This is a genomic window from Dolichospermum sp. FACHB-1091 (assembly GCF_014697585.1).
In the GTDB taxonomy this organism is placed as follows: Bacteria; Cyanobacteriota; Cyanobacteriia; order Cyanobacteriales; family Nostocaceae; genus Dolichospermum.
Genome location: NZ_JACJSB010000012.1, coordinates 45,584 through 66,419, shown reverse-complemented (window position 1 = coordinate 66,419; position 20,836 = coordinate 45,584). Strand labels below are relative to the sequence as shown.

The window sequence follows — 20,836 nt, the reverse complement described above, 5'->3', positions numbered from 1 at the left end:
CGTTTATGATACAAATTCTTGATTTAAATCTTGGAGATCAAAAATGCAATATAATGAGTTTATAATTCATGTCCAAAGTCTAGCGCAATCAGAATCTCTGGAGGAAGCAGAGGTTGCTACCCGTGCTACTTTGGAAATTATTAAACAAATTGTTCCTAGTGCTGAAAGAGAGGAATTAGCAACACAAATACCTGAAGAATTAGGGGAATATTTACGTGGAGGTGAAGCAGACCCTATTGAAGCTTTTAATTTACAGGAGTTTATTGAACGTATTAGTGAAAAAGAAAATGTGAAACCTACTATCTCAATTATTCATGTCCGCGCTGTTTTTGCTGTTTTACAAAGTGCTATCTCTCCAGATAAATTTCGCAAGTTTTATGACTATTTTTCCCGTGACTATGAGGAATTATTTAGCATTTTATTAATAAATCAAGCCTCCGCTTAATTAGCAGAAATTTCCCCGTCGAAAATTATAGTTAACCCTAGCCTATTATATACCTGATTTCTTGGAGAAGTTGGGTATATTTTTGTTTATTTTGTCTATTTTGTTTATAATGCAGGACTTACGCAAAATATCTCTCAAACCCTCTTTTCTTCGTTCTCTTCGTTCCTATCCCTGACGGGACGCTCCGCGAACGTGGTTCATTATTCCGTGACTTGTGCGTAAGTCCTATAATGGCTAAAGTTCAATATCAAGTTGATTTTATTAAATTATGCTGACTTTTACCCAACGTCAACCACCTAATATTCCCACTACAGTTAATATTACTCTTTCACTGACTGCGGAAGAACGGACTCGCAGCCGTTATAAATTTATCTTAGCAGATGGTCAGGAGATTCTTTTGCGTTTACCTAGAGGGACAATATTAAATGATGGTGATATACTTGTTGATGAAAACCACAGTATTTATATGAAAATTATTGCTAAACCTGAACCTGTTTTAACTGCTTATGCGGAAATTCCTTTATTATTAAGGGCTGCGTATCATTTAGGAAATCGTCATGTACCTGTGGAAATTACTCCCACTTATTTACGCTTATCTCCAGATCCAGTTTTACAGGCTATGTTGACCCAATTGGGTTTAGAAATTCAAGCGGAAATTGTCCCTTTTCAACCAGAATTAGGTGCTTATGGAAATCACTCTCACTCATAACAATTTTTTGGCGATTTTACAATTAGCTAGTCCCGCTTTACCTGTAGGTGCTTATGGTTATTCGGAAGGTTTGGAAATATTAGTAGAAAATGGTACTATTACTAATATAGAAGATCTCAAACATTGGCTCAAATCTGAGTTGATTTATGGTTCAATTCGTCTAGATGCTGGGGTAATTGTTAGGGCTTTTCATGCTGCAAAAACCGATGATCTAAAGGCTTTAAAACGGTGGAATTTATGGTTATCAGCCGCCAGAGATACGGAGGAATTACGGGCTGCTAATTGGCAAATGGGACGTTCTCTGATGCAATTATTAGGTAAGCTAGAACCGGAAATTTTACCTTTAGTTAATGCTGTGGGTTATCCTAGTAATTATGCGATCGCTTTTGCTATAGCTTGCGCTTATTGGGATATAAATATTCAAGCCTGTTTATTAGCTTATTTACACAGTTGGGCTAATAATTTAATTACGGCTGGGATCAAACTTATTCCTCTGGGACAAACTGCGGGACAAGAATTATTACTGGGTTTACAACCTTTATTAACTACTACTGTGGAGGAAATTTTGATTATGGAAGATGATGATTTAGGATGTTGTAATTGGGGTTTATCTTTAGCAAGTATGCAGCACGAAATCCAGTACACTAGACTATTTAGGAGTTAAGAATTATGACGGCTTTAAGAGTAGGGGTTGCGGGTCCTGTGGGTTCAGGAAAAACAGCTTTAGTAGATGCTTTATGTAAGAATTTACGGGAAAAATATCAATTAGCAGTAGTGACAAATGATATCTATACTCAAGAAGATGCTCAATTTTTAGTTCGTTCTCAAGCCTTAGAAAGCGATCGCATTTTAGGAGTAGAAACGGGAGGTTGTCCCCATACTGCTATCCGTGAAGATGCTTCCATGAATTTAGCCGCAATTGAACAATTAGAAGAGAAATTTACCAATTTAGATTTAGTCTTTTTAGAAAGTGGTGGGGATAATTTAGCTGCTACTTTTAGTCCTGAATTAGTAGATTTAACCATTTATGTCATTGATGTCGCTGCTGGTGATAAAATCCCCCGTAAAGGTGGTCCAGGTATCACTAAATCTGATTTATTAGTGATTAATAAAACCGATCTTGCTCCCTATGTGGGTGCTGATTTAAATGTTATGGAACGAGATGCAAAAAAAATGCGCGGTGATAAGCCTTTTGTTTTTACAAACCTGAAAACTCAAACTGGTTTAGGAGATGTAATTCAGTTTGTGAATGCGGCTATTTGTTAATTGTCTGGTAGCGTAGCCATATCAGGATTTATAGAAGGTAATACATTTTCAAAAATATGTGCTATATTTGTATAGCATTCTAAAAATGCTATTAATTTTTAATTTCCTGATTATACACAATCAACCCATTCAATGATAAACTAAAAATATGGTAAATAATATCTCATTCATGGTTATGAGTAAAAATATTGATAAAATCAAAGATAGAAGAGTAGATTGTTACTCTGTGATGACACAGTTCCAAGTAGAAGAATATCTAAAAATGGTAAAAAGTGCCTTTGAAAATAGAGGAGGTTTAGAAGGACAAAGAGATACTTTAAAAACAAATACTGCTATACGTATACGCAAGAGGATGATTAAAGATATAGAAGCTGGAGCGGTATTACCACCAATAGTTATAGGGGTGATTATTCCCCAGGATAATTTTGCCATTATTGAACAATTAGAAGACAATAATGCTTTTTTAGAATTTATTAACAAAATACCTGAAGATAGTATATCTATTATTGATGGTATGCAACGAACTAAAGCTTTAAGTGTAGCTTTAGAAGATAATGCCAATATTTGCGATCATGAAATTCGTGTAGAGTTTTGGATTGCTTCACAAATAAATAGCTTAATTTATAGAATGTTAGTTTTGAATACAGGACAAGTTCCTTGGGATATAAGAAGACAAATTGAAACAGTTTTTCAAGGAATAATTAAAGAACTTAAAGAAAAATTTCCTGTAATTGAAATAATACCAATCACAGACAAAAATCACAAAAATAAACGTTCAAGTCCAGGACAATTTAAATCTGATGATATCATTGAATTATTTTTAGTATTTGGAGCTAGAAAGGTGAAAATAGATATTCCGGAAAGATTAGCAGAGGAGTTTATAAGACTAGATTTTATAAGCTCAACATCAAATCCTAATTTGACTAATATTTTTTATGAAGTAATGTTTTATTTATATAAATTTGATCAAGCAATTTCTCGATATCAAAATGAAGAAATACAAGGATATTTTCAGAAAGGTAAGGATTTATTTAGTAGTCAACCAGCTTGTATTGGGTTTGTGACTGCGCTGGCTTTTTCTATATTAGGTAGACCTGGTAATGATTATGAACCAGAAGAGCAAAACCAAAAATGGCAAGATATTAAAAACAAAACCGATATACTTTTAACAAAAATAGATAAGCTGAGTAATGATGAAATAGGTAATTTTTTAGATTTTCCAACATTAAATGAATTAATTAGTAAAAAAACAGGTAGAAAAGATTTCTTTGAAAGAGAGTTTTTTCTACAGGCTTTTAATTTATTAATTTCTGAAAAATTTAATATTGATAATATGACACAATGCTGGAGAGCATTATATTGAGATAATTATGTCTAGAAATATGATAGAAGCTAATAAACATATATTTGATTTATTAGCTAGTTTTGTAGAAAATCAAAATATTGAAGTGCCTATTTTTAGGGATCATAAACGTTGTATTCAAACTAATGAAGATGATCAACAATGGTTAAAAAAACTAAAAATTACAAATCAACAATCAATTTTACCTTATTTCAGAACTGCAACTTTTGAGTTTGATCATAAAAATTACTTTGTGGCTATTGGTTGGGAACATAAATTAGAAATCGAACAAGAAATAATAGAAGAAATTGAGCTAAATGGAGGAATGCTTACAGCACTGTTATTTGAGTTAAAAGTTTCTGTTAAGCAAACTGCTGATGCTTATCAAATAGCACAAGATATTTTTTATCCTCCCGAAAATGAAGACCTTATTAGATATGAATTTAGTCAGATAAATCATTTTTTTGAGCCAGTTTTTGTTTATCAAATTAATGATGAATGTCCATTTATTAAAGTTAAATCTGATGTAATTCAAATTGCTACTGTAAATTTATCAGCATTTTATATTATTCAACAGAGGCAAATTATTTCTTTAAAATTTAGTGAAGAAACTCTTTTTGTTTTTGAAAAGTTGTTTATTGAATCTGTAGAAATGATGCAACTTGATACTTTTGAGAATTTACTATTTAGCTTAGTATCAGTTAGTTGGAAACATTCATTTCTTGATGTTTATCGGTGTATAGAAAGACTATTCTCAATTTCATTTTGGCAAGAATTTTATCAAAATTTAGGAATTAAAGATTCTTTACTTAAATTTTCTGCTAATATAGAAAATTATACTAATTGGCGGCCAAACGAAAAGGAAGCTATTAATAAACTTATAGATAAGTCACCCGAAGATGCTACTAATATTTTGAAGGAAATTAAAAATGATCTTGATGGTAACTCAGAAGGTAATTTAGGAGAGTTTATTTATAAAATTCGTAATTCTATTGTTCATTTTCGACCAGCAACAGAACCAATATCAATAAATGATAAGAATTGGGATAAATTAATCAGAGCGTGTTTATTGGTTATTGAATATTGGTATGGTCAATATGAAAATGAATTCAATAATTGTCTGAATCAGGATTTAGAAGATTAAAGGATATTACTTTGTAGTTAATTTTCAGACTTTAATTCATTTTATGCCCTAATTTTTACCCAGGAAATACTTTGGATAAATCTAAAACTAAATGAGGAAAAGATGGCAATTTAACAGACTCATTAGGTAATAAAATTAATTTACGACGATAATCAAAATTACCTTGAGAATCTTGATAAGGTTCACTGTAACACTCTAAACAATATTTGATTAAATTAAATATCCAATAATCAGAAATACCTGCTTCTGCTTCTGAAGCTTTCAGGAAGCCTGGACAATAAAATTCGGTTTTATCTTTGAAACATAACCTTATAAAAAGGAATTAAAAATTTAAGTTTAGTGTTTTTAATCCCTTTTTTATTAGTTAGCCGAAAGCAAAATTGTATAAAACTACAAAATTAACTAACGGAACAATCGTTAACAAAATTAACCAAGGATTTTTACCCAGCTTCTGCACAATTTTAATGAAAGCCATCAGTAAGAAAATCAGAGCTACAAAATTAACAACTGGTATAAAAAGCCCAACAATCCACCAGGGAGACTGATCACCTGCTTTATACATGATCCAATTATTAAGAATTGGTACTCAAGCAAACCAAGCATTTTGTTCTCCTAATTTCTTATAGATAGTATAGAAGCAGTAAGAACTAAACAAATAGCTAAACAGATAGCAGTAACTACAGTCATAAAAATTACAGAATTACTATAAACTATATTTTGTATTAACTCCTTTGCATTTTTTATTTTTCCTTGTCGGATCTAGGGAATTGAGGATATCCAGATAACTAAAACAGTTAATATCTCCGTACCCTCACAGACAACTTTTTCATCAAACCCTAATTAACTCTCTAAAATATTAGAATCTGTTGCTAAACTTAATGCTACCTTTTGTATCAGTTGAATGTCCGCTAAAGTCCAAGAACGCGCACTTTGACAGTGATGAGCTACTAATAGTCCCCATAATCCCCTTGGTATCAAAATTGGCGCTACTAAATTGGCCCGCACCTGCATACCGCGCAGAAATTCACGATGACAATCCTCAATCGCTTCTAATTCTATATCAGCGATCGCTCGTACTCGTCCTTCTAAGTATAAAGCAGCATACTCATTATTAAAACAATTACTAGGACCAGTAGAACCGAGAATCGAATATTCATCAGCACTTAATGACTCAAATGTCACCTGTCCTTGCCATTGTCCATAAAAATAATACAATACTACCCGATCAACCTTTAAAGATTCTCGCAATTGATTTGTCGTTTGTCTGATCAATTCATCTCGTTGCATTCTGATGATAAGACGACTGAGCAATTCTTGTAAACCCTGATCAGGGTGATGATTCGAGCAATTTTCAAATTCTGGTAAAGAAGGAAGTTCCACAGATTTCAAATGATGACTAACTAAACAATTTCGGATTTTTATAGTAACTTATCAGATGTTTTATAGAAAATTAAGTTGATTTTCCACAAAAATCATGTAGTTTAATATTAAAGTTGAGATTCTTATTTAATCTAAACTACACCTATTTTAAATTCTGATTCCCGCAGCATTGGGTAAATCAACTTTCAAGCGTTTAAACATTGCTTCTCGTCCCTGCATCGCTAAGGTATCATCTAAAGATGAAAGTTTAATTTCTTGCTGATATTTTAATCTTAACGCGGTTTGAATTAACCAATCAGCAACAAAGGGATTTTTAGGTAATAATGGACCATGGGAGTAGGTAGCGATCGCGTTTTGATAAAACGCTCCTTCTGTTCCATCTTCTCCATTATTACCCAAGCCATACACTACCCGTCCTAAAGCTTCCACTTTCCCTAACTTAGTCCGGCCACCGTGATTTTCAAACCCGACTAAATAAGGTTTTATCCCTGTCATTGCTTGCAATTCTGCTGCTAACCGGGAAGCCGTAACTTCTATGACCAAATTACCGATACATCTTTTAGTATTTTCACCGGGATGAACAGAAACTAAATCCAATATTCCTAAACCCTCAATTCTTTTTCCAAAAGCTGGTTCATAATAATTTCCCAGTAGTTGAGGAGAACCACAGGTAAAAACTCCCGGTGTACCATTTTCTATTTTATGACGCATGGACTCAGCTTTTGCACCCTGTAAATCTCGCATCACAATTTCTTGTTGACGGTCCTGGGCCCCACCACCAACGATCAGATCTACTGATTTGATATCTTCTGGAGTGGAATCTTGATCCAAGGGTAATACAATGACATTATACCCCCGCCAACAGGCGCGACGTTCTATGGTGATCACATTTCCCCGATCACCATAAGTACTCATCAACTTGGGATATAACCAACCAATAATAATTTCCATCGGTGCAGAACTCATAAAACCTCTAATATAGCCTTAAAGATATCAAATTAACTATCTGATGCCAGCCTAAAAACAAGATGAAAAATAATTATAGCGATCATCAATCATTTTCGGAAAATTTGATGATTTATCTATAGATTTAAGAGTTATCATTAGACATCTGGTAAAAATTAAATGTGCGTCCTTTGAAAACCTTGTAGAGACGTAACCTGGGTAGAGATTGTCCTCTCTAAAATCTTTACCCCCAGATGTGTATTTTTAGCAAGGATAAATTAAAAAACCTTCATAAACCAAATTAATGTGGTGTATTATCCCAAACTTTGTATTTCTGAACCTAGCTGTCCTATTCATTTAGTTAGCAAAACAGGACAAGCTGTAGAGATTTCGATTCATACTCCCAGTCCATATATCTGTGCTAACTGTGAACAGATATTACCAGACTGGAAACAACAACAGTTTTTGTGGGTAGTGCTTGTCCTGCAACAATCACGATATCCTCTGGAGGAAATAACCGCAGAAACGGAGAAAGAAAAAGAAAAACTGCGGGAAAAATTTATGCGGTTTGGTTGCGATGTAGCATTTAATTTGCGCGATCGCGGGTATTTAACGGACTTGATAGATCCCCGTACAGGTTATCCATTACTATCTCATTCCGGTGTATTTCCCCATGATGATACAGCAGTAGCACAAGCCTTACTAAAATATCCCGCAATTGAAAATAAATGCCATGTCCTTGTACATCCTCATTGGGGAACTGCTGTTTATCCTAGTGTTATGCTTTCGGAAGCTCCCCCAGATATGATTGAGTTAGTGACTAAAGCTGTAGCACCAATGCACGGGTGGATAGAAAATTAAAAATGAGACTTGTGCATTTATCCTCCCAATTGCTGCTGCTGCTAAATTTGCGAAAATAAATGTGTAGGCTAGAATTACTAAGCTTTTACCATAGCCTGGTTAATTCCAAACCGTGAGTTCATTTAGCAATAAGTCAGAGGAAGGGAGTATGGATAGTAACAACTGGTTGGAACAGCTAATGATGTTGGGTATTGGCACAACTTCTTTAGTTGCAGATAAACTTAAGCAAGTTAGTGATGAACTGGTAAAGGATGGTAAACTCAATCCTGATCAAGCTAAGGCCGTCATGGATGATCTTGTTCATCAATTAAAGTCCGAACAAGGCAGTTGGGATGAGCAAATGCAACGCCAAGTGCGAAATGTGATGCAGGATTTGGGGGTTGCGCGTCAGTCAGAAGTGGACGAATTACGGGGTAGAATTGACAGGTTAGAGCGTCAAGTTCGTGATTTGGAAAATAAACTGTGGCGCTAAAATGTCCTTTGTGATTTACACTAATTTTTGTTCTGTCGGTAATCTGATTACCAGTAATTAAAACAGAGAGGGCTGATTTTGAAAGGAATTTTCCTCAGTGTGGTGTTAATGCTGGTATGTGTTGGCGTTTTAGTATTTACTCAAATTAGCGGTCAAAAAAATGCTGCAATCGGTAATGAATCGCCCCAAACACAACCCACCACCACTATCATTCAAGAAAACAATACTCCAAGAGCGAACAATACTATGTCCCCAGCCAATGCTGTTACTAACCCTTCTGGGCTAAAATATGTTGAACTAGAAGAGGGAACTGGTGCAACTCCCCAACCGGGACAAACCGTTGTAGTTCACTACACCGGCACTTTGGAAGATGGGACTAAATTTGATAGCTCACGCGATCGCAATCAACCCTTTAGCTTTAAAATCGGTGTAGGACAGGTAATTAAAGGTTGGGACGAAGGACTAAGCACTATGAAAGTAGGTGGCCGTCGTCAATTAATCATCCCTTCAGAGTTAGGTTATGGTGCGCGAGGTGCTGGTAACGTAATTCCCCCCTACTCTACTTTACTTTTTGATGTGGAATTGTTAGCTATTAAATAAGTAAGTAGGGCTTGCTGAATAAATAAGTTGTCTGTGAGGACAGGGAACAGGGAACAGGGAACAGAGAACAGAGAACAGAGAACAGTTTTAACTGTCTGGATATTCTCAATTTTCCAAATCCGACAAAGAAAAATGCAATTCATTTTGAGTGTGGTAAAAATCCGCAAAACCCTTTGTTAATAAATGGTTTTAGGTTTATATGGCTAACGCCACGCTACGCTATCAGCAAGCCCTAAGTAGAGATAGTTAAATATAACATTGGCGGGCAGAATCTACAATAGATTATCACCTTTGCAAAGTGGGATTCAGTCCCGTCAATGTCCTAAAAAAAAACTCAGATTACTCGATGATGAATACTTCTGATTTTGGCAAATCTTCTGACTTTAGCTTTGATTTTCTCCCACCTCACCCCAGTCAAGATACTGATTTACTCCAACAGTTATATTTTGTCCCTGGGTTGAAGGAAATCCTGCTTTTACGTCAAGTTCACGCTTTAGAACACGCTACTGTTTGGGTATTAGGAGAAACTAAAAACTCCTATTCCCGCTTAGGAAAAACTACTAATGATCAATTAGTAGATGATCAATTATTAGGTGGTTTGTCTACCGAACAAGGATTCTTTCTCTATGGTGATGTGAATATTAGTGATTTACGACGTGCAGTAACATTAGCTCAACATCGTCTTATCAGTGGAGAATGGGGTTTAGCTGTACATCCCCGCTGCGGTACAAATCTATCTGTAACTATGCTTTTAAATTTAGTGTTGGCGGCATCTGTACCTTTTATACTACCGTTTCGACCAATTGAACAGCTTATTGGTTTGGGTTTAGCAGCAACAGCAGCAACGGAACTTGCACCAGATATGGGAATGTTTACTCAGCGTTATATTACCACTTCTATTCCTTTTAATTTAGCTATTGAAAATATTACTGTTGCTCGTGATTTATGGGGGAAGGAAGGTCATTTTGTTAAGGTATATTGGCAAGATTAGGAGTGAGGAATGAAGAAGGAAGAATTAAGAATGAAGAAGGAAGAATGAAGAAGGAAGAATTAAGAATTAAGAATTAAGAATTAAGAATGAACCACGAAGGCACGAAGAACACGAAGAAAGAAGAATGAAGAAACTTTTGGACTTACACTTTTTATAAAATCTAAAATTAGATATTTAGTATGATGAGAAAGCTTTACTTTTTAGTTCCGGGTACAGATGGTAGGTTTGCTTGTGGTGGTCTTTGGGCAGAGTTGAAAACCGTTAATTTGGTTCGAGAATTTTGCTCTGCTGAGGTGGTTACTTATCGTCAAAAAGAATCTGGTAAGTTGTTTTTAGATGATTTATTACGAGAGAAAATTTTAGAAAATTTAGATGATTTCATTTTTGTAATTAGCTGGGGATTTGATGTTGCTAAATTGGCTGCTAAGTTGGGAAGATATAATCTGATTTATCATGCTCACAGTGCCGGTTATAAGATTGATTTACCATCTAATATTCCCATAATTACGGTTAGTAGAAATACTCTGGGTTATTGGGGACAAAAATCACCACATTCTCTGATTTATTATTTACCAAATCAAATTAGTGAGGAATTTACTAATTTACATCAAAGTCGAGATATTGATGTTTTAGTCCAAACTCGAAAATCTTCTCAATATTTAATTAAGTCTTTAATTCCCGCTTTGAAAAAAAAATGTCGTGTCTTGGTTGTTGATAGTTATGTGGAAAATTTACCAGTTTTATTTAATCGTGCTAAAATTTACCTTTATGATTCTGCGGAATATTGGCAATTACAAGGGGTTAGTGAAGGATTTGGTTTACAACCAATGGAAGCCCTAGCTTGTGGTTGTCACGTCTTTTCTAGTGTCAATGGGGGATTATCTGATTATTTAGATCCGGGCTTTAATTGTTATAAAATCGCTGGTTATGCTTTAGAATATGATTTAGCCAAGATTTTACAGGTTCTAGAAGCAACAACATTACCAACTTTATCGGAAACAGTTTTAGCAGAATATAGAAAGGACAATATTATTCAACGTCTAAAAGTAATTTTATCAGAAATTAATGATTTCTTTGATCATAAAAATAATTACTCAACTAAAATTCCAGATTTAACAAAAATCCAGTTAGCAAAGTTATTTGTAGAAAGAATTTCTGCTAAAATTAAAAAAAAATATTCACATGGTAATTAGGAATTTTATGAATAAACGATTGTTGGTTACTGGGGGTGCTGGGTTTATTGGTGCGAATTTCGTCCATCATTGGTGTCAAACTTATCCAAATGATAGATTAGTGGTATTAGATGCTCTTACCTACGCTGGAAATCGCTCTAATTTAACCTCGGTTGCATCAAAAGCAAATTTCCGTTTTGTCCAGGGAGATATATGCGATCGCTCTTTAGTTGAAAAACTACTTCTAGAGGAAAATATAGATACTATAGCCCATTTTGCGGCTGAATCTCACGTTGATCGTTCTATTACTGGACCGGCTGCATTTGTCCAAACTAATGTGGTGGGAACTTTTACCCTTTTAGAAGCTTTTCGTCAACATTGGGAAGCAAAAACACAACCTGATAATTATCTATTTCTTCATGTTTCTACCGATGAAGTTTATGGTAGTCTCACCCCAGATGAACCAGCATTTTCAGAAACTACAGCTTATAGTCCCAATAGTCCCTATTCAGCTTCAAAAGCTGGAAGTGATCATTTAGTTCGTGCTTATTATCATACCTATAAATTACCCACAATTATCACCAATTGCTCCAATAATTATGGTGCTTTTCAATTTCCAGAAAAGTTAATTCCTTTGATGTGTATTAATATTCTAACAGGTAAAAAATTACCTGTTTACGGTGATGGAAAAAATGTCCGCGATTGGTTATATGTTGGTGATCATTGTCAAGCTTTAGATGTGGTAATTCATCAAGGAAAACCAGGAGAAAACTACAATATTGGGGGTAATAATGAAGTTGAAAATATCAGCCTTGTCCAAAATTTATGTCAAATTATGAATGAATTAGCACCAGATTTACCAGTCTATCCAGCGGAAAAATTAATTACTTTTGTTAAGGATAGACCTGGACATGATCGAAGATATGCTATTAATGCCAATAAGCTGAAAACAGAATTGGGTTGGACTCCATCTGTCACCATTGCTGAAGGTTTACGTTTAACTGTAGAATGGTATCTTAGTAATCGTGATTGGTGGAAACCTTTGTTATAGTAGCTGATAGGTCTGGACGACTAGAAGTCGCGGCTATACAGACAAAACCCATCTTCATGGGTTTAAAATCCTAATGATGAATGGGAAATTTAGATTGAAGTAGATTTCTAACAGCTACTTCTAAATCACTTTCTTTCAATAAAGATTCTCCCATAATCACTGTTTGTACCCCAGCGTCAGCAACTAAAGATAAATCATCAGGTGTTTCTATTCCTGATTCACTAATCACTAAAATTCCTAACTTTTGGAGTTGGGATTTCCTCGCTGCTAATAATTCCTGAGTGGTGTTAATATTGATGGTTGAATCACTTAAATTCTGATTATTAATCGAAATTATCCGTATATCTTCCAATTCGAGAACTCTATCCAAATCAGTTAAATTATGAACTTGGATTACAGCATTCATTCCTAAGTAGTGAATTACTCGTAAAAAGTTTTTTAGGTCTTTATCTGCAAGAATAGCAGCGATTAATAATACCGCATCTGCACCAGCGGAACGCGCTAAATAAATTTGGCAAGGATCAATGATAAAATCTTTGCAGAGTAAAGGTAATGCTACCCGATATCTGATAGCACGTAAATGATCAAAACCACCTTGAAAAAACTTTTGATCAGTCACAACAGATATACAAGATGCTCCTCCACGTTTATAAGCTTGAGCAATAGTAATCGGCTCAAAATCTTGTTTAATTACACTTTGATAAAGAGATACTTTTCTCACTTCTGCAATTAAACTAGGTTTATAAATACTCTGCTGCAAAGCCGTGAAAAAGTCCCGCACAGTAGGAGCAGCAGTTAACTGACGTTGCAAGGAAGCCCAAGACATATCTTGCTGCATTTGTGCAACTTCTAGTTTTTTATGCCACACAATTTCTTTGAGAATTGCTTGCATTTGAGGATTATAAATTGTAATTGGATAGATGATAAAATCTGGACAATGGTGACGAATTATTTTTTCTAAAACTTCACCCTTCCTTTTTCTTTGTTCAAAACCGCAGCCACTTTGATTTGACATCAAACCTGTCAACTTTTTCCACAGGTGGCTTATTTTGTTGAGAATTACCGAGCAAGCGGTTAGTTTTAAGTAATCTGATATATGTACGATAGGGTATATAGTCTGTAGGGTTGTAACCAGAAAATTGTAAAACCAAAACACAAGCCCAAGAATATTTTCCGCCTATAATCGCTTTAATTATTTGTTCTATTTGGTCAGTCTTGATCTTTGTACTGATAGATGGATTATACCCAGTAATATTTTGGTTCATAATTGTTCTTCCGTTTGTCAATAAGAATGATGGGATGGTTTTTGGGGATTTTCCCCATATTTAGGACTTAATCAAGAAATCTAAAAGGAATAGCAGATAAAGCTTTTATCCTTTTTTCGTTCCAAAAAGTCTCAGGTTTTTGGGTGGTGAGGACTTAAAAGTAAGAATATTTCCTGTGACTGTGGAAAAATTTGTTTCCACAACAGATAACCCGTGCCTTTTACTTCTTCCCTGTCCTCACTGATAACTTTTATGGCTACGCCACGCAAGCTATCAGCAAATCCTATTTATCAGCCGGCGCTTCTTTGCTAAGACTATCTAAATTCAAGCTTCTAATACATGAACTATTTTTTGATTGATTTGATTATTTTTTCGCTCTTATTTTTTTTACTTTTTGTTGTAAAATTGGGTTTGTAGTTAAATTATACTGAATTTGCCCTAGCCATCTATAGCTGAAAAGCAAATTCGGTCAAAGTAGTTGTGGAGATGGTTGTGGAAAAACAAAACTTAAATACAAATGATATTATGAAAGTGGGCGATCGCGTGCGTGTCAAAGAATCAGTAGTAGTTTATCATCATCCTGAACATCGCTCTAGCGGTTTTGACATCAAAGGTGAAGAAGGAGAAGTAGTAGCTATTGTCACTCAGTGGAACAATAGACCTGTCAGTGCCAACTTCCCAATTTTAGTTCAATTTAGTAAAAAATTCAAAGCTCATTTACGCGATTTTGAACTGGAAACTATCTAGATCTCCAATTTAGACCAGGCTACGTGGTGGTGGTCATAACGTTGAAAATGCTTAGATTTTCTATGAAACCGCTAACTTGAACCTGGGCGGCTGTGTGTTTTAATGAAAGAAATTAGCCTTGGGTTTGAGTTACAAGATAAAATTTTAAGTAAAAGCGTTTATTTTGGAACGAAGGTAACTTATGGCTGTGAAAAAAGGGAATATGGTTCGCGCTATTCGGGAAAAGTTGGAAAATAGTCTGGAAGCTAAAGCTAGTGATTCCCGCTTTCCTAGTTATTTATTTGAAACTCAAGGGGAAGTTGTTGATATCAAGGGTGACTATGCTTTGGTTAAGTTTGGAAGAGTACCAACGCCAAATATTTGGTTAAAATTAGAACAGTTGGAAGAGTTCGTTTAATCACTCTCAAGTCCTCTCCAGATCCCCGACTTCTTCAAGAGGTCGGGGATTTAATTACGTATATTTACGGTTTATTTCTGTTTTTATAATTTTCAGCGATATGTCACGAATATTGAGAAAATTAACGATATTTTAGCTGTGGTTGCATAAAAAACACAATCCTTATTATAATAATTCAGTCATTTAACACACATCATCATGAGTTCAAAGAATCAGGATTTACAGGGGAGTTACGCTAAAACTCGCTTACTGCTTGCATTGTGGGAATTAGGAGCAAATGAACAGAAGGTAGCTAAGGGTAAATTAAGCAAGCGGGTGGTGTCTAAGGGTCAAAAAATAACCGACTATCAAGGCATTTTAGAGGATTTGCAAGGGCAGGGAGCTATTACTATCCTTAAAAAAGGATCGGCAATTAGTTATACTCTCAATTCACCAATAGGTTTAGATGTGTTAGGTGCTGGTTTGCGTAGTGATGAGTTTGAGTTTGAATCAGGTAAGACTATAGGGACGTGGGTAGCTAATGCGTTATTGCGGTGGTTTCGTCAGGTTGATGTGGTTGTAAACAAGACCGTCGTATTAGATAATGGGGTTAAGGTTGAGGTAATTGCTTCTTATGAAGAGTTTAAATTAGAGATTCTTGATTTATTTGACAAGTTAGACAGAAGCTATAGTCATGCTGGGTTAGTTCCTATTTGGCAAATACGCAAAGAGGTAGGAAATCGGTTACAACGTGATCAATTTAATACTTGGATCATGGATATGCAAGCAGAGCAATTATTATATCTCCAAAGTGGAGAAGCACGGGGAGCAACTGAAGAACAGAAACAAGACTCTATCAATAGTGAAATTAGAGGTCTTTTATTCTTCGCTAGTAAACCTTGATAAAAGTAAAGTAGAGAAAAATCATGTCAAACACAGATATATATGCCTTATTTGAACAAGCACGTCAAAAATCTGTAAATCCTTTTAGTTCGATTCCAGTAATTTCTGAGGATGCAGTTTGGGGCGATGTTGTTATTCATGATTTACCTGGACTTAATCAACATATTGATGAAAGAATTTTTGATGCAATTACTGAAGTACGTCAAAAATATTCTCCTAAAATTGGAATTGCAATTAAAGGTGATAGAGGTACTGGTAAAAGTCATATTATCCATAGGTTATGGAAAAAAATAACACAAGAAGGAGGTTCAGTTTTCGCCTATATTGGTCCTTATGCTAATCCTAAACGAATTAATTCTCATGTACGTTTTTACTTGGCTGATAGTTTTACCCATCAAGATAGTCAAGGAATTACCCAATGGCAGAAATTAGCAGCAGCAGCGATTAATACTTTAAAAGGATCAGAGTTTGAGGATAAATATCGCTCATATATTGAAAAATGTAATTCACCTGATGAGTTACGAAAATATATTGTAGCTAGTCAAAGTAAAGCTACTCTATCAGGCTTTTTTGATGAATTGGTGGAAGCAATCTTAGAAAATCAAACTGGAATTGATTTCAATTTTCTCAGAGCAATATTATTTTTGTTGTTGAAAAATGTCAAAGATGCTCAAATTGCTTTAGCCTGGATTAAAGGTGAGGATCATTCAGAAATTAAAAAATTAGGATTACCTGAATTTTCAGTTGATTTACAAGAAGACAAATCTATCTGGATGATGCAACAAATTTGTAAATTAGCTGAAATAGCATCATTGCCAGTTTTAATTTGTTTTGATCAACTAGATAGTGCTGGTACTGATAATGATTCTGGAGATAGTCCTGCTCAAAATGTTGCTAAATGTATCGATCAAATTTATCTTAAATGTACTAATGTAATTCTCATTTGCTGCGTTATTAGTGACACATGGATACAAATTGAACAAATGGGAAGTGGTATCCCAGATCGAGTTGGTCAAAGATCAGTTAGAGCTAAACCACCTACTACTGAACAGACTATAGAATTGGTTAAACTCAGACTAGATTTGTTTTATAAAAAAAATAATCTCAACTCTGAAGATTATCCTCATTTATATCCCTTTGAAGAAAGTAAAATCAAACATATTGCTAGTGAATCCGCTGGTGCGCGTTCTCTGATGACATGGTGTGCTGATGAATTTGAAAAAGTAATAGATAAGAAGAAAACTTTTTTGGAGAAGTACCAGGAGTTACTTAAACGCATTCGTATACCCATGAAAGATGATGATCAATTAGCAGCAATAATTTTCTGTGCTATGACTATGATTCCTAATGGTGGTACAGAAAATGTAGTAATTCAAGAAGTTAAAAAAGTTTCTGATGCAATACATGATTTACATTTTATTATCTATGGTTATGACTGCTTGAATATATGCGAGGTAAAAATTGGGGTAAGAATATGTGAAACAACAAATGGTAAAACATTTAATGCAGTAATGACGAGATTAGTAAACTACGATAAATACGGACTTACTCGTGGTTGTTTAATCCGTTCTAGTGATGTTCCGAGAAGTTGGAAAATTGGATATGCGCTAAAAGAAAAACTGGAAAAAGAACAGGGAGGTGAAGTAGTGGTTTTGAAAAAAAATGATATGAAACCTCTAGTAGCGATTCAGAAAATTTATGAACAATCTGAAGACTATGGATTTACTAAAGAAGAAGTAAAACAATTTGTGAAAGATTTAGGTCTTGCTGCTGATAATCTATTAATTTGTGAAATTTTGAGTGCGCCGGTGTGATATGAGTATTCAAATAATAAATGGAATTCAATTACCAGCTTTTGATGTGGAAATGCTGGCTTTGGGAAAATTGATTGTAGTACCTTTTAAACAGTTTCAACCTGAAGGTAAAGCATCTTGGTTATATCCATCTCAACAACTCCCAAATAACCTCAGTTTAGAGGAATATTATCAACCTGAGTATTTAGCAAAAGCTAGAAATTCCTGGGCTAAATATTCAACATACCCTATTCATCTTAAATTTTGGGCGCGTTGTGAATATCAATGGCGTATTAATCCTGATCAAAAGGATCTTTTACCGAAAGTTGCACAATCAACAATTTGGAATTTGAGTGCTTTAGAAAATATATTTGAACAGCAGAAAGTTCTCAAGTTGTTGATATTGCGAGTTTATCATCTTTCTAAACCTTGCATAGTTAATACACCAACAGATACAGGTTCATTTTATTGGACTAAATCAGAGGATATAATAAGCAATGCAAATGAAAATGATATTTCTGTAGTTTCTGATTCTAGTTTTAGCCAACGGAAAAGCCTAATTTTATCTGGAAATATTTCTCCATACCAAAATATAGAAGCTTTACAGTTTAAATGTGAAAATATTTCAGAAACTAATCGAGATATTGAAAATCTAAATCATGACATTAAGCAATTTTTAGGCTGGTATAGTGTTCCACCTATTCCAAAATTAGATAAAAGTTTAGATTGGATAAAAACAATTACAACATTAGGAGATAGAAGTATAGAAAAAGATGATACTATAAGCAACTATCAAGCAGGTACAAATTTTGAAATTGTTACACGCAAAAGCTTTAATTTTTTAGGATTTAAAGTAGAGGAAGATCACAAAGGTGGTGCTGGAGGTTTAGATTTATATTGTTCACAACCTTATTCTTTAGTTTGCGAATGTAAAGCAGGTAAAAGCATTCCTCATAACACAGTAGGAGAATTAGATAGAATTGGTAAAAGACATCTTCAAGAAAATTATCTTCAAGCTGTGCGGTTAATTATTGGACCTGGTGAACCTACTAAAAATTTGAAAGAATCTGCTCAAATCTCTAAAGTCAGTATTATCAAAGCTATGACATTACAAAAATTAGTTGAACTCAAAGCAAAATATCCCGGTGCGATAAACTTAATTGAATTAAAGCAATACTTAGAACCAGGACAAATTGATGATAAAATTAACGAATATATAGATAAAGTAGAAAAAGAGATTAAATTGCGATCGCATTTAGTGCAGTTAATTAAAAAGGCTGACAAAAAAGTGGGAATTGAGTATATTGAGGGTGTTTATGATGTTTCTAATCCACCACAAACTATATTGAACATTCAAGAAATGCACGACATTTTAATAGAACTATCATCACCATTAACAGGATATTTGGGAAGAATTAAAGAAGATGATTGGAAAAAAGATCGCTTTTATTATCTCCGGGATTTACCAATTAATTAAAAATAACGACGTTGCTGAATTGGGGTATGATATTTATTTATTAGCTATGACTTACGCAAGTGTCACACCAAAAATCATTTTCATACCTCAAATCAGCAACGCCATATTTACTTTAAAAATCAAAGGTCATTATCCATCTATTTACAGGGATAATGACCTTAATCTGTTAAAAGCTAATAGCCTAAAACCCTTATGATACCCTACCAGAAATTCTCATCTTAATCTTTCTTACTTAGTTAAACCATCATATCTGTTTGGGTCTTTTTTCTCCTTTTTGTCTTTGGGATCTTTTTTAGGCTTTTTAGCCTCTTTATTACCTTTTTTTTCCTTAGACATTAGTTTCACCCAGCTAGGTTTACTCGTCAAAGCCACCACATTCTGCTATTAGTAAATCAGGGTGTAGCTTACCTGACATCCTTTGAAAACAGTAAGGGAAGCATTGCACATTTACGCTACTAATTACCATAGTACATTGTTATTTGATTTTGTGATGAATTTGATTAACTATGATACAAAACTTTAGATACCTTGTCACCATATCTCATTGAGATTCTAATTTATAGATTCCGTTTTGTTCTTTTGATTCATTATACCAGTATAATCATATTTTATAACTGATGAGGTAATAATTAAATGACTCCAGTAGATATTCTGATTCTTTCCAATGGACCAGGGGAGGTAACAACCTGGGTACTTCCTGTTGTCAAAGCATTGAGAAAACAACTAGGACATGATATTTCTCAGGTCAGAATTTCTGTAATATTATCACCTTGTCCTCATGCTAGTGGTAAAGAAACTGCTATAGCTTTGGGTTATTCGGAGGTTGATAGAGTTCAAGCACCAGAACATTTTTGGCAATTTTTACTGTGGGGAAAAACCGCCGAAAATTGGCAATGGAGAAATCAAGGTGTGGTTATATTTTTAGGTGGTGATCAAATTTTTCCCGTTATTATTGGTAAAAAGTTAGGATATAAAACTGTAGTTTATGCGGAATGGGAAGCACGTTGGCACAATTTTATAGATAAATTTGCCATTATGAAAGCACAAGTTGCGAAAAATGTTGCTCCAAAATATGCAGATAAATTTACGGTAATTGGTGATTTAATGTTAGAAGCAGCAGAGAATGAAATCACATCTAAAATTGAAAATCCCCAAACTCAAATTAACATTATTGGACTTTTACCAGGTTCAAAAGCAGCGAAATTAACCCAAGGTGTACCTTTAACCTTAGCTATTGCTGAATATATTCACAGCAAATTACCCCAGACAAAGTTTTTTATTCCTGTTGCGCCAACTTTAGATCTACCAACTTTAGCCAGTTTTGCTAATCCTGAAAAGAACCCATTTACAAAAGCATTTAATTTTCAAGGTGCTGATTTAATAGATAATTATTTCCTAACTTCTACAGGTTTAACAGTAGAATTAAAACAAGAAAATCCCGCTTATCATTTATTGTCTCAATGTTCCATTTGTTTAACTACAGTTGGTGCAAATACCGCAGAATTAGGAGCGTTAGCAGTACCCATGATTGTATTATTACCCATGCAACAATTAGATGCAATGCGTTCTTGGGATGGTTTACCAGGAATATTAGCGAATTTACCGATATTAGGCTCTTTTTTTGCTAAAATAATTAATTGGTGGATGTCAAAAAATAAGGGTTTATTAGCTTGGCCAAATATTTGGGCGCAAGCAGAAATTGTACCAGAATTAGTAGGTAAATTGCAACCAGAGGAAGTGGGAGAAATGGTTCTAGATTTGTTAAAAAATCCAGAGAAATTAGAGGCTATTCGTCATAAATTACGCAGTGTGAGGGGTGAAGGTGGGGCTGCGGAAAAGTTGGCAATTTTGGTCAAAAAAGAGTTATTATAGATTTATATAAAAAACATTTTTTCAG

Annotated in this window: 23 protein-coding genes and 1 pseudogene; 18 read left to right on the top strand and 6 right to left on the bottom strand. The window is 34.4% G+C overall.

The window, feature by feature from the left end; all coding sequences use genetic code 11:
• Positions 1–43 precede the first annotated feature (43 nt).
• The 6 genes from H6G25_RS09800 (at position 44) to H6G25_RS09775 (ending at position 4,906) form a co-directional block, all read left to right on the top strand.
• Positions 44–445, top strand: a complete 402-nt coding sequence (locus H6G25_RS09800; protein ID WP_190392302.1) for a DUF2267 domain-containing protein — start codon at positions 44–46, stop codon at positions 443–445.
• 268 nt (positions 446–713) lie between these two features.
• Complete coding sequence (gene ureE, locus H6G25_RS09795) at positions 714–1,154, top strand: urease accessory protein UreE (protein WP_190392301.1); 441 nt, start codon at positions 714–716, stop codon at positions 1,152–1,154.
• Positions 1,132–1,818: an urease accessory protein UreF gene (locus H6G25_RS09790; protein WP_190392300.1), complete on the top strand. Its 687-nt coding sequence runs from the start codon at positions 1,132–1,134 to the stop codon at positions 1,816–1,818. The genes ureE and H6G25_RS09790 overlap by 23 nt, the downstream gene beginning before the upstream one ends.
• 5 nt (positions 1,819–1,823) lie before the next feature.
• Positions 1,824–2,420 (top strand): urease accessory protein UreG, encoded by a 597-nt coding sequence (ureG, locus tag H6G25_RS09785; RefSeq protein WP_168637094.1) that lies wholly within the window; start codon positions 1,824–1,826, stop codon positions 2,418–2,420.
• Positions 2,421–2,595: 175 nt separating this feature from the next.
• Entirely contained in the window at positions 2,596–3,783 is a 1,188-nt protein-coding gene (locus tag H6G25_RS09780; protein WP_242034927.1) for a hypothetical protein, read from the top strand.
• Between the two features lie 19 nt (positions 3,784–3,802).
• Positions 3,803–4,906 carry a hypothetical protein gene (locus tag H6G25_RS09775; protein WP_190392299.1) on the top strand — a complete coding sequence of 368 codons (1,104 nt, stop codon included), beginning with the start codon at positions 3,803–3,805 and terminating at the stop codon, positions 4,904–4,906.
• A 55-nt stretch (positions 4,907–4,961) separates the two neighbouring features.
• Here the strand turns inward: H6G25_RS09775 and H6G25_RS21135 are convergent.
• The 4 genes and pseudogenes from H6G25_RS21135 to H6G25_RS09760 all read right to left on the bottom strand — a co-directional run.
• Positions 4,962–5,156: pseudogene (locus H6G25_RS21135) on the bottom strand (Uma2 family endonuclease); the annotation flags it as partial.
• A gap of 114 nt (positions 5,157–5,270) precedes the next feature.
• Positions 5,271–5,486: a DUF5684 domain-containing protein gene (locus H6G25_RS09770; protein WP_347239161.1), complete on the bottom strand. Its 216-nt coding sequence runs from the start codon at positions 5,484–5,486 to the stop codon at positions 5,271–5,273.
• Between the two features lie 260 nt (positions 5,487–5,746).
• Positions 5,747–6,286, bottom strand: coding sequence for a GAF domain-containing protein (locus H6G25_RS09765; protein ID WP_347239155.1), 540 nt, complete (start codon positions 6,284–6,286; stop codon positions 5,747–5,749).
• A 147-nt stretch (positions 6,287–6,433) separates the two neighbouring features.
• Entirely contained in the window at positions 6,434–7,252 is an 819-nt protein-coding gene (locus tag H6G25_RS09760; RefSeq protein ID WP_190392298.1) for a type 1 glutamine amidotransferase, read from the bottom strand.
• A gap of 285 nt (positions 7,253–7,537) precedes the next feature.
• Here H6G25_RS09760 and H6G25_RS09755 point away from each other — a divergent pair, with 285 nt between their 5' ends.
• From H6G25_RS09755 to rfbB, 6 genes are all read left to right on the top strand, one after another.
• Complete coding sequence (locus H6G25_RS09755) at positions 7,538–8,092, top strand: methylmalonic aciduria and homocystinuria type D protein (protein WP_190392297.1); 555 nt, start codon at positions 7,538–7,540, stop codon at positions 8,090–8,092.
• Between the two features lie 148 nt (positions 8,093–8,240).
• Positions 8,241–8,564: a phasin family protein gene (locus tag H6G25_RS09750; RefSeq protein WP_190392296.1), complete on the top strand. Its 324-nt coding sequence runs from the start codon at positions 8,241–8,243 to the stop codon at positions 8,562–8,564.
• Positions 8,565–8,642: 78 nt separating this feature from the next.
• The gene (locus H6G25_RS09745) at positions 8,643–9,164 is read left to right on the top strand and encodes an FKBP-type peptidyl-prolyl cis-trans isomerase (protein WP_242034924.1); all 522 of its coding nucleotides are present in this window, start codon (positions 8,643–8,645) and stop codon (positions 9,162–9,164) included.
• A gap of 349 nt (positions 9,165–9,513) precedes the next feature.
• Complete coding sequence (locus H6G25_RS09740; protein ID WP_190392354.1) at positions 9,514–10,155, top strand: DUF6391 domain-containing protein; 642 nt, start codon at positions 9,514–9,516, stop codon at positions 10,153–10,155.
• A 182-nt stretch (positions 10,156–10,337) separates the two neighbouring features.
• Positions 10,338–11,348, top strand: a complete 1,011-nt coding sequence (locus H6G25_RS09735) for a glycosyltransferase (protein ID WP_190392353.1) — start codon at positions 10,338–10,340, stop codon at positions 11,346–11,348.
• Positions 11,349–11,355: 7 nt separating this feature from the next.
• On the top strand, positions 11,356–12,378 hold the full coding sequence (rfbB, locus tag H6G25_RS09730) for a dTDP-glucose 4,6-dehydratase (protein WP_190392295.1): 1,023 nt from the start codon (positions 11,356–11,358) through the stop codon (positions 12,376–12,378).
• A gap of 70 nt (positions 12,379–12,448) precedes the next feature.
• Here rfbB and H6G25_RS09725 read toward each other — a convergent pair whose 3' ends face one another.
• Positions 12,449–13,303 carry an indole-3-glycerol phosphate synthase TrpC gene (locus H6G25_RS09725; protein ID WP_190392352.1) on the bottom strand — a complete coding sequence of 285 codons (855 nt, stop codon included), beginning with the start codon at positions 13,301–13,303 and terminating at the stop codon, positions 12,449–12,451.
• Positions 13,304–13,364: 61 nt separating this feature from the next.
• Positions 13,365–13,643, bottom strand: coding sequence for a HetP family heterocyst commitment protein (locus H6G25_RS09720; RefSeq protein ID WP_190392294.1), 279 nt, complete (start codon positions 13,641–13,643; stop codon positions 13,365–13,367).
• A 486-nt stretch (positions 13,644–14,129) separates the two neighbouring features.
• On the opposite strand from H6G25_RS09720, the gene H6G25_RS09715 reads away from it, so the two are divergent.
• The 6 genes from H6G25_RS09715 (at position 14,130) to H6G25_RS09690 (ending at position 20,811) form a co-directional block, all read left to right on the top strand.
• Positions 14,130–14,390, top strand: coding sequence for a ferredoxin-thioredoxin reductase variable chain (locus H6G25_RS09715; RefSeq protein ID WP_242034923.1), 261 nt, complete (start codon positions 14,130–14,132; stop codon positions 14,388–14,390).
• Positions 14,391–14,571: 181 nt separating this feature from the next.
• Positions 14,572–14,787, top strand: coding sequence for an NAD(P)H-quinone oxidoreductase subunit O (locus tag H6G25_RS09710; RefSeq protein ID WP_028082649.1), 216 nt, complete (start codon positions 14,572–14,574; stop codon positions 14,785–14,787).
• 198 nt (positions 14,788–14,985) lie between these two features.
• Positions 14,986–15,669 (top strand): hypothetical protein, encoded by a 684-nt coding sequence (locus H6G25_RS09705; RefSeq protein WP_190392293.1) that lies wholly within the window; start codon positions 14,986–14,988, stop codon positions 15,667–15,669.
• A gap of 23 nt (positions 15,670–15,692) precedes the next feature.
• Complete coding sequence (locus H6G25_RS09700; RefSeq protein WP_190392292.1) at positions 15,693–17,483, top strand: hypothetical protein; 1,791 nt, start codon at positions 15,693–15,695, stop codon at positions 17,481–17,483.
• 1 nt (position 17,484) lies between these two features.
• The gene (locus H6G25_RS09695) at positions 17,485–18,939 is read left to right on the top strand and encodes a DUF1802 family protein (protein ID WP_190392291.1); all 1,455 of its coding nucleotides are present in this window, start codon (positions 17,485–17,487) and stop codon (positions 18,937–18,939) included.
• A 633-nt stretch (positions 18,940–19,572) separates the two neighbouring features.
• Positions 19,573–20,811 (top strand): lipid-A-disaccharide synthase, encoded by a 1,239-nt coding sequence (locus H6G25_RS09690; RefSeq protein ID WP_190392290.1) that lies wholly within the window; start codon positions 19,573–19,575, stop codon positions 20,809–20,811.
• Positions 20,812–20,836 lie beyond the last annotated feature (25 nt).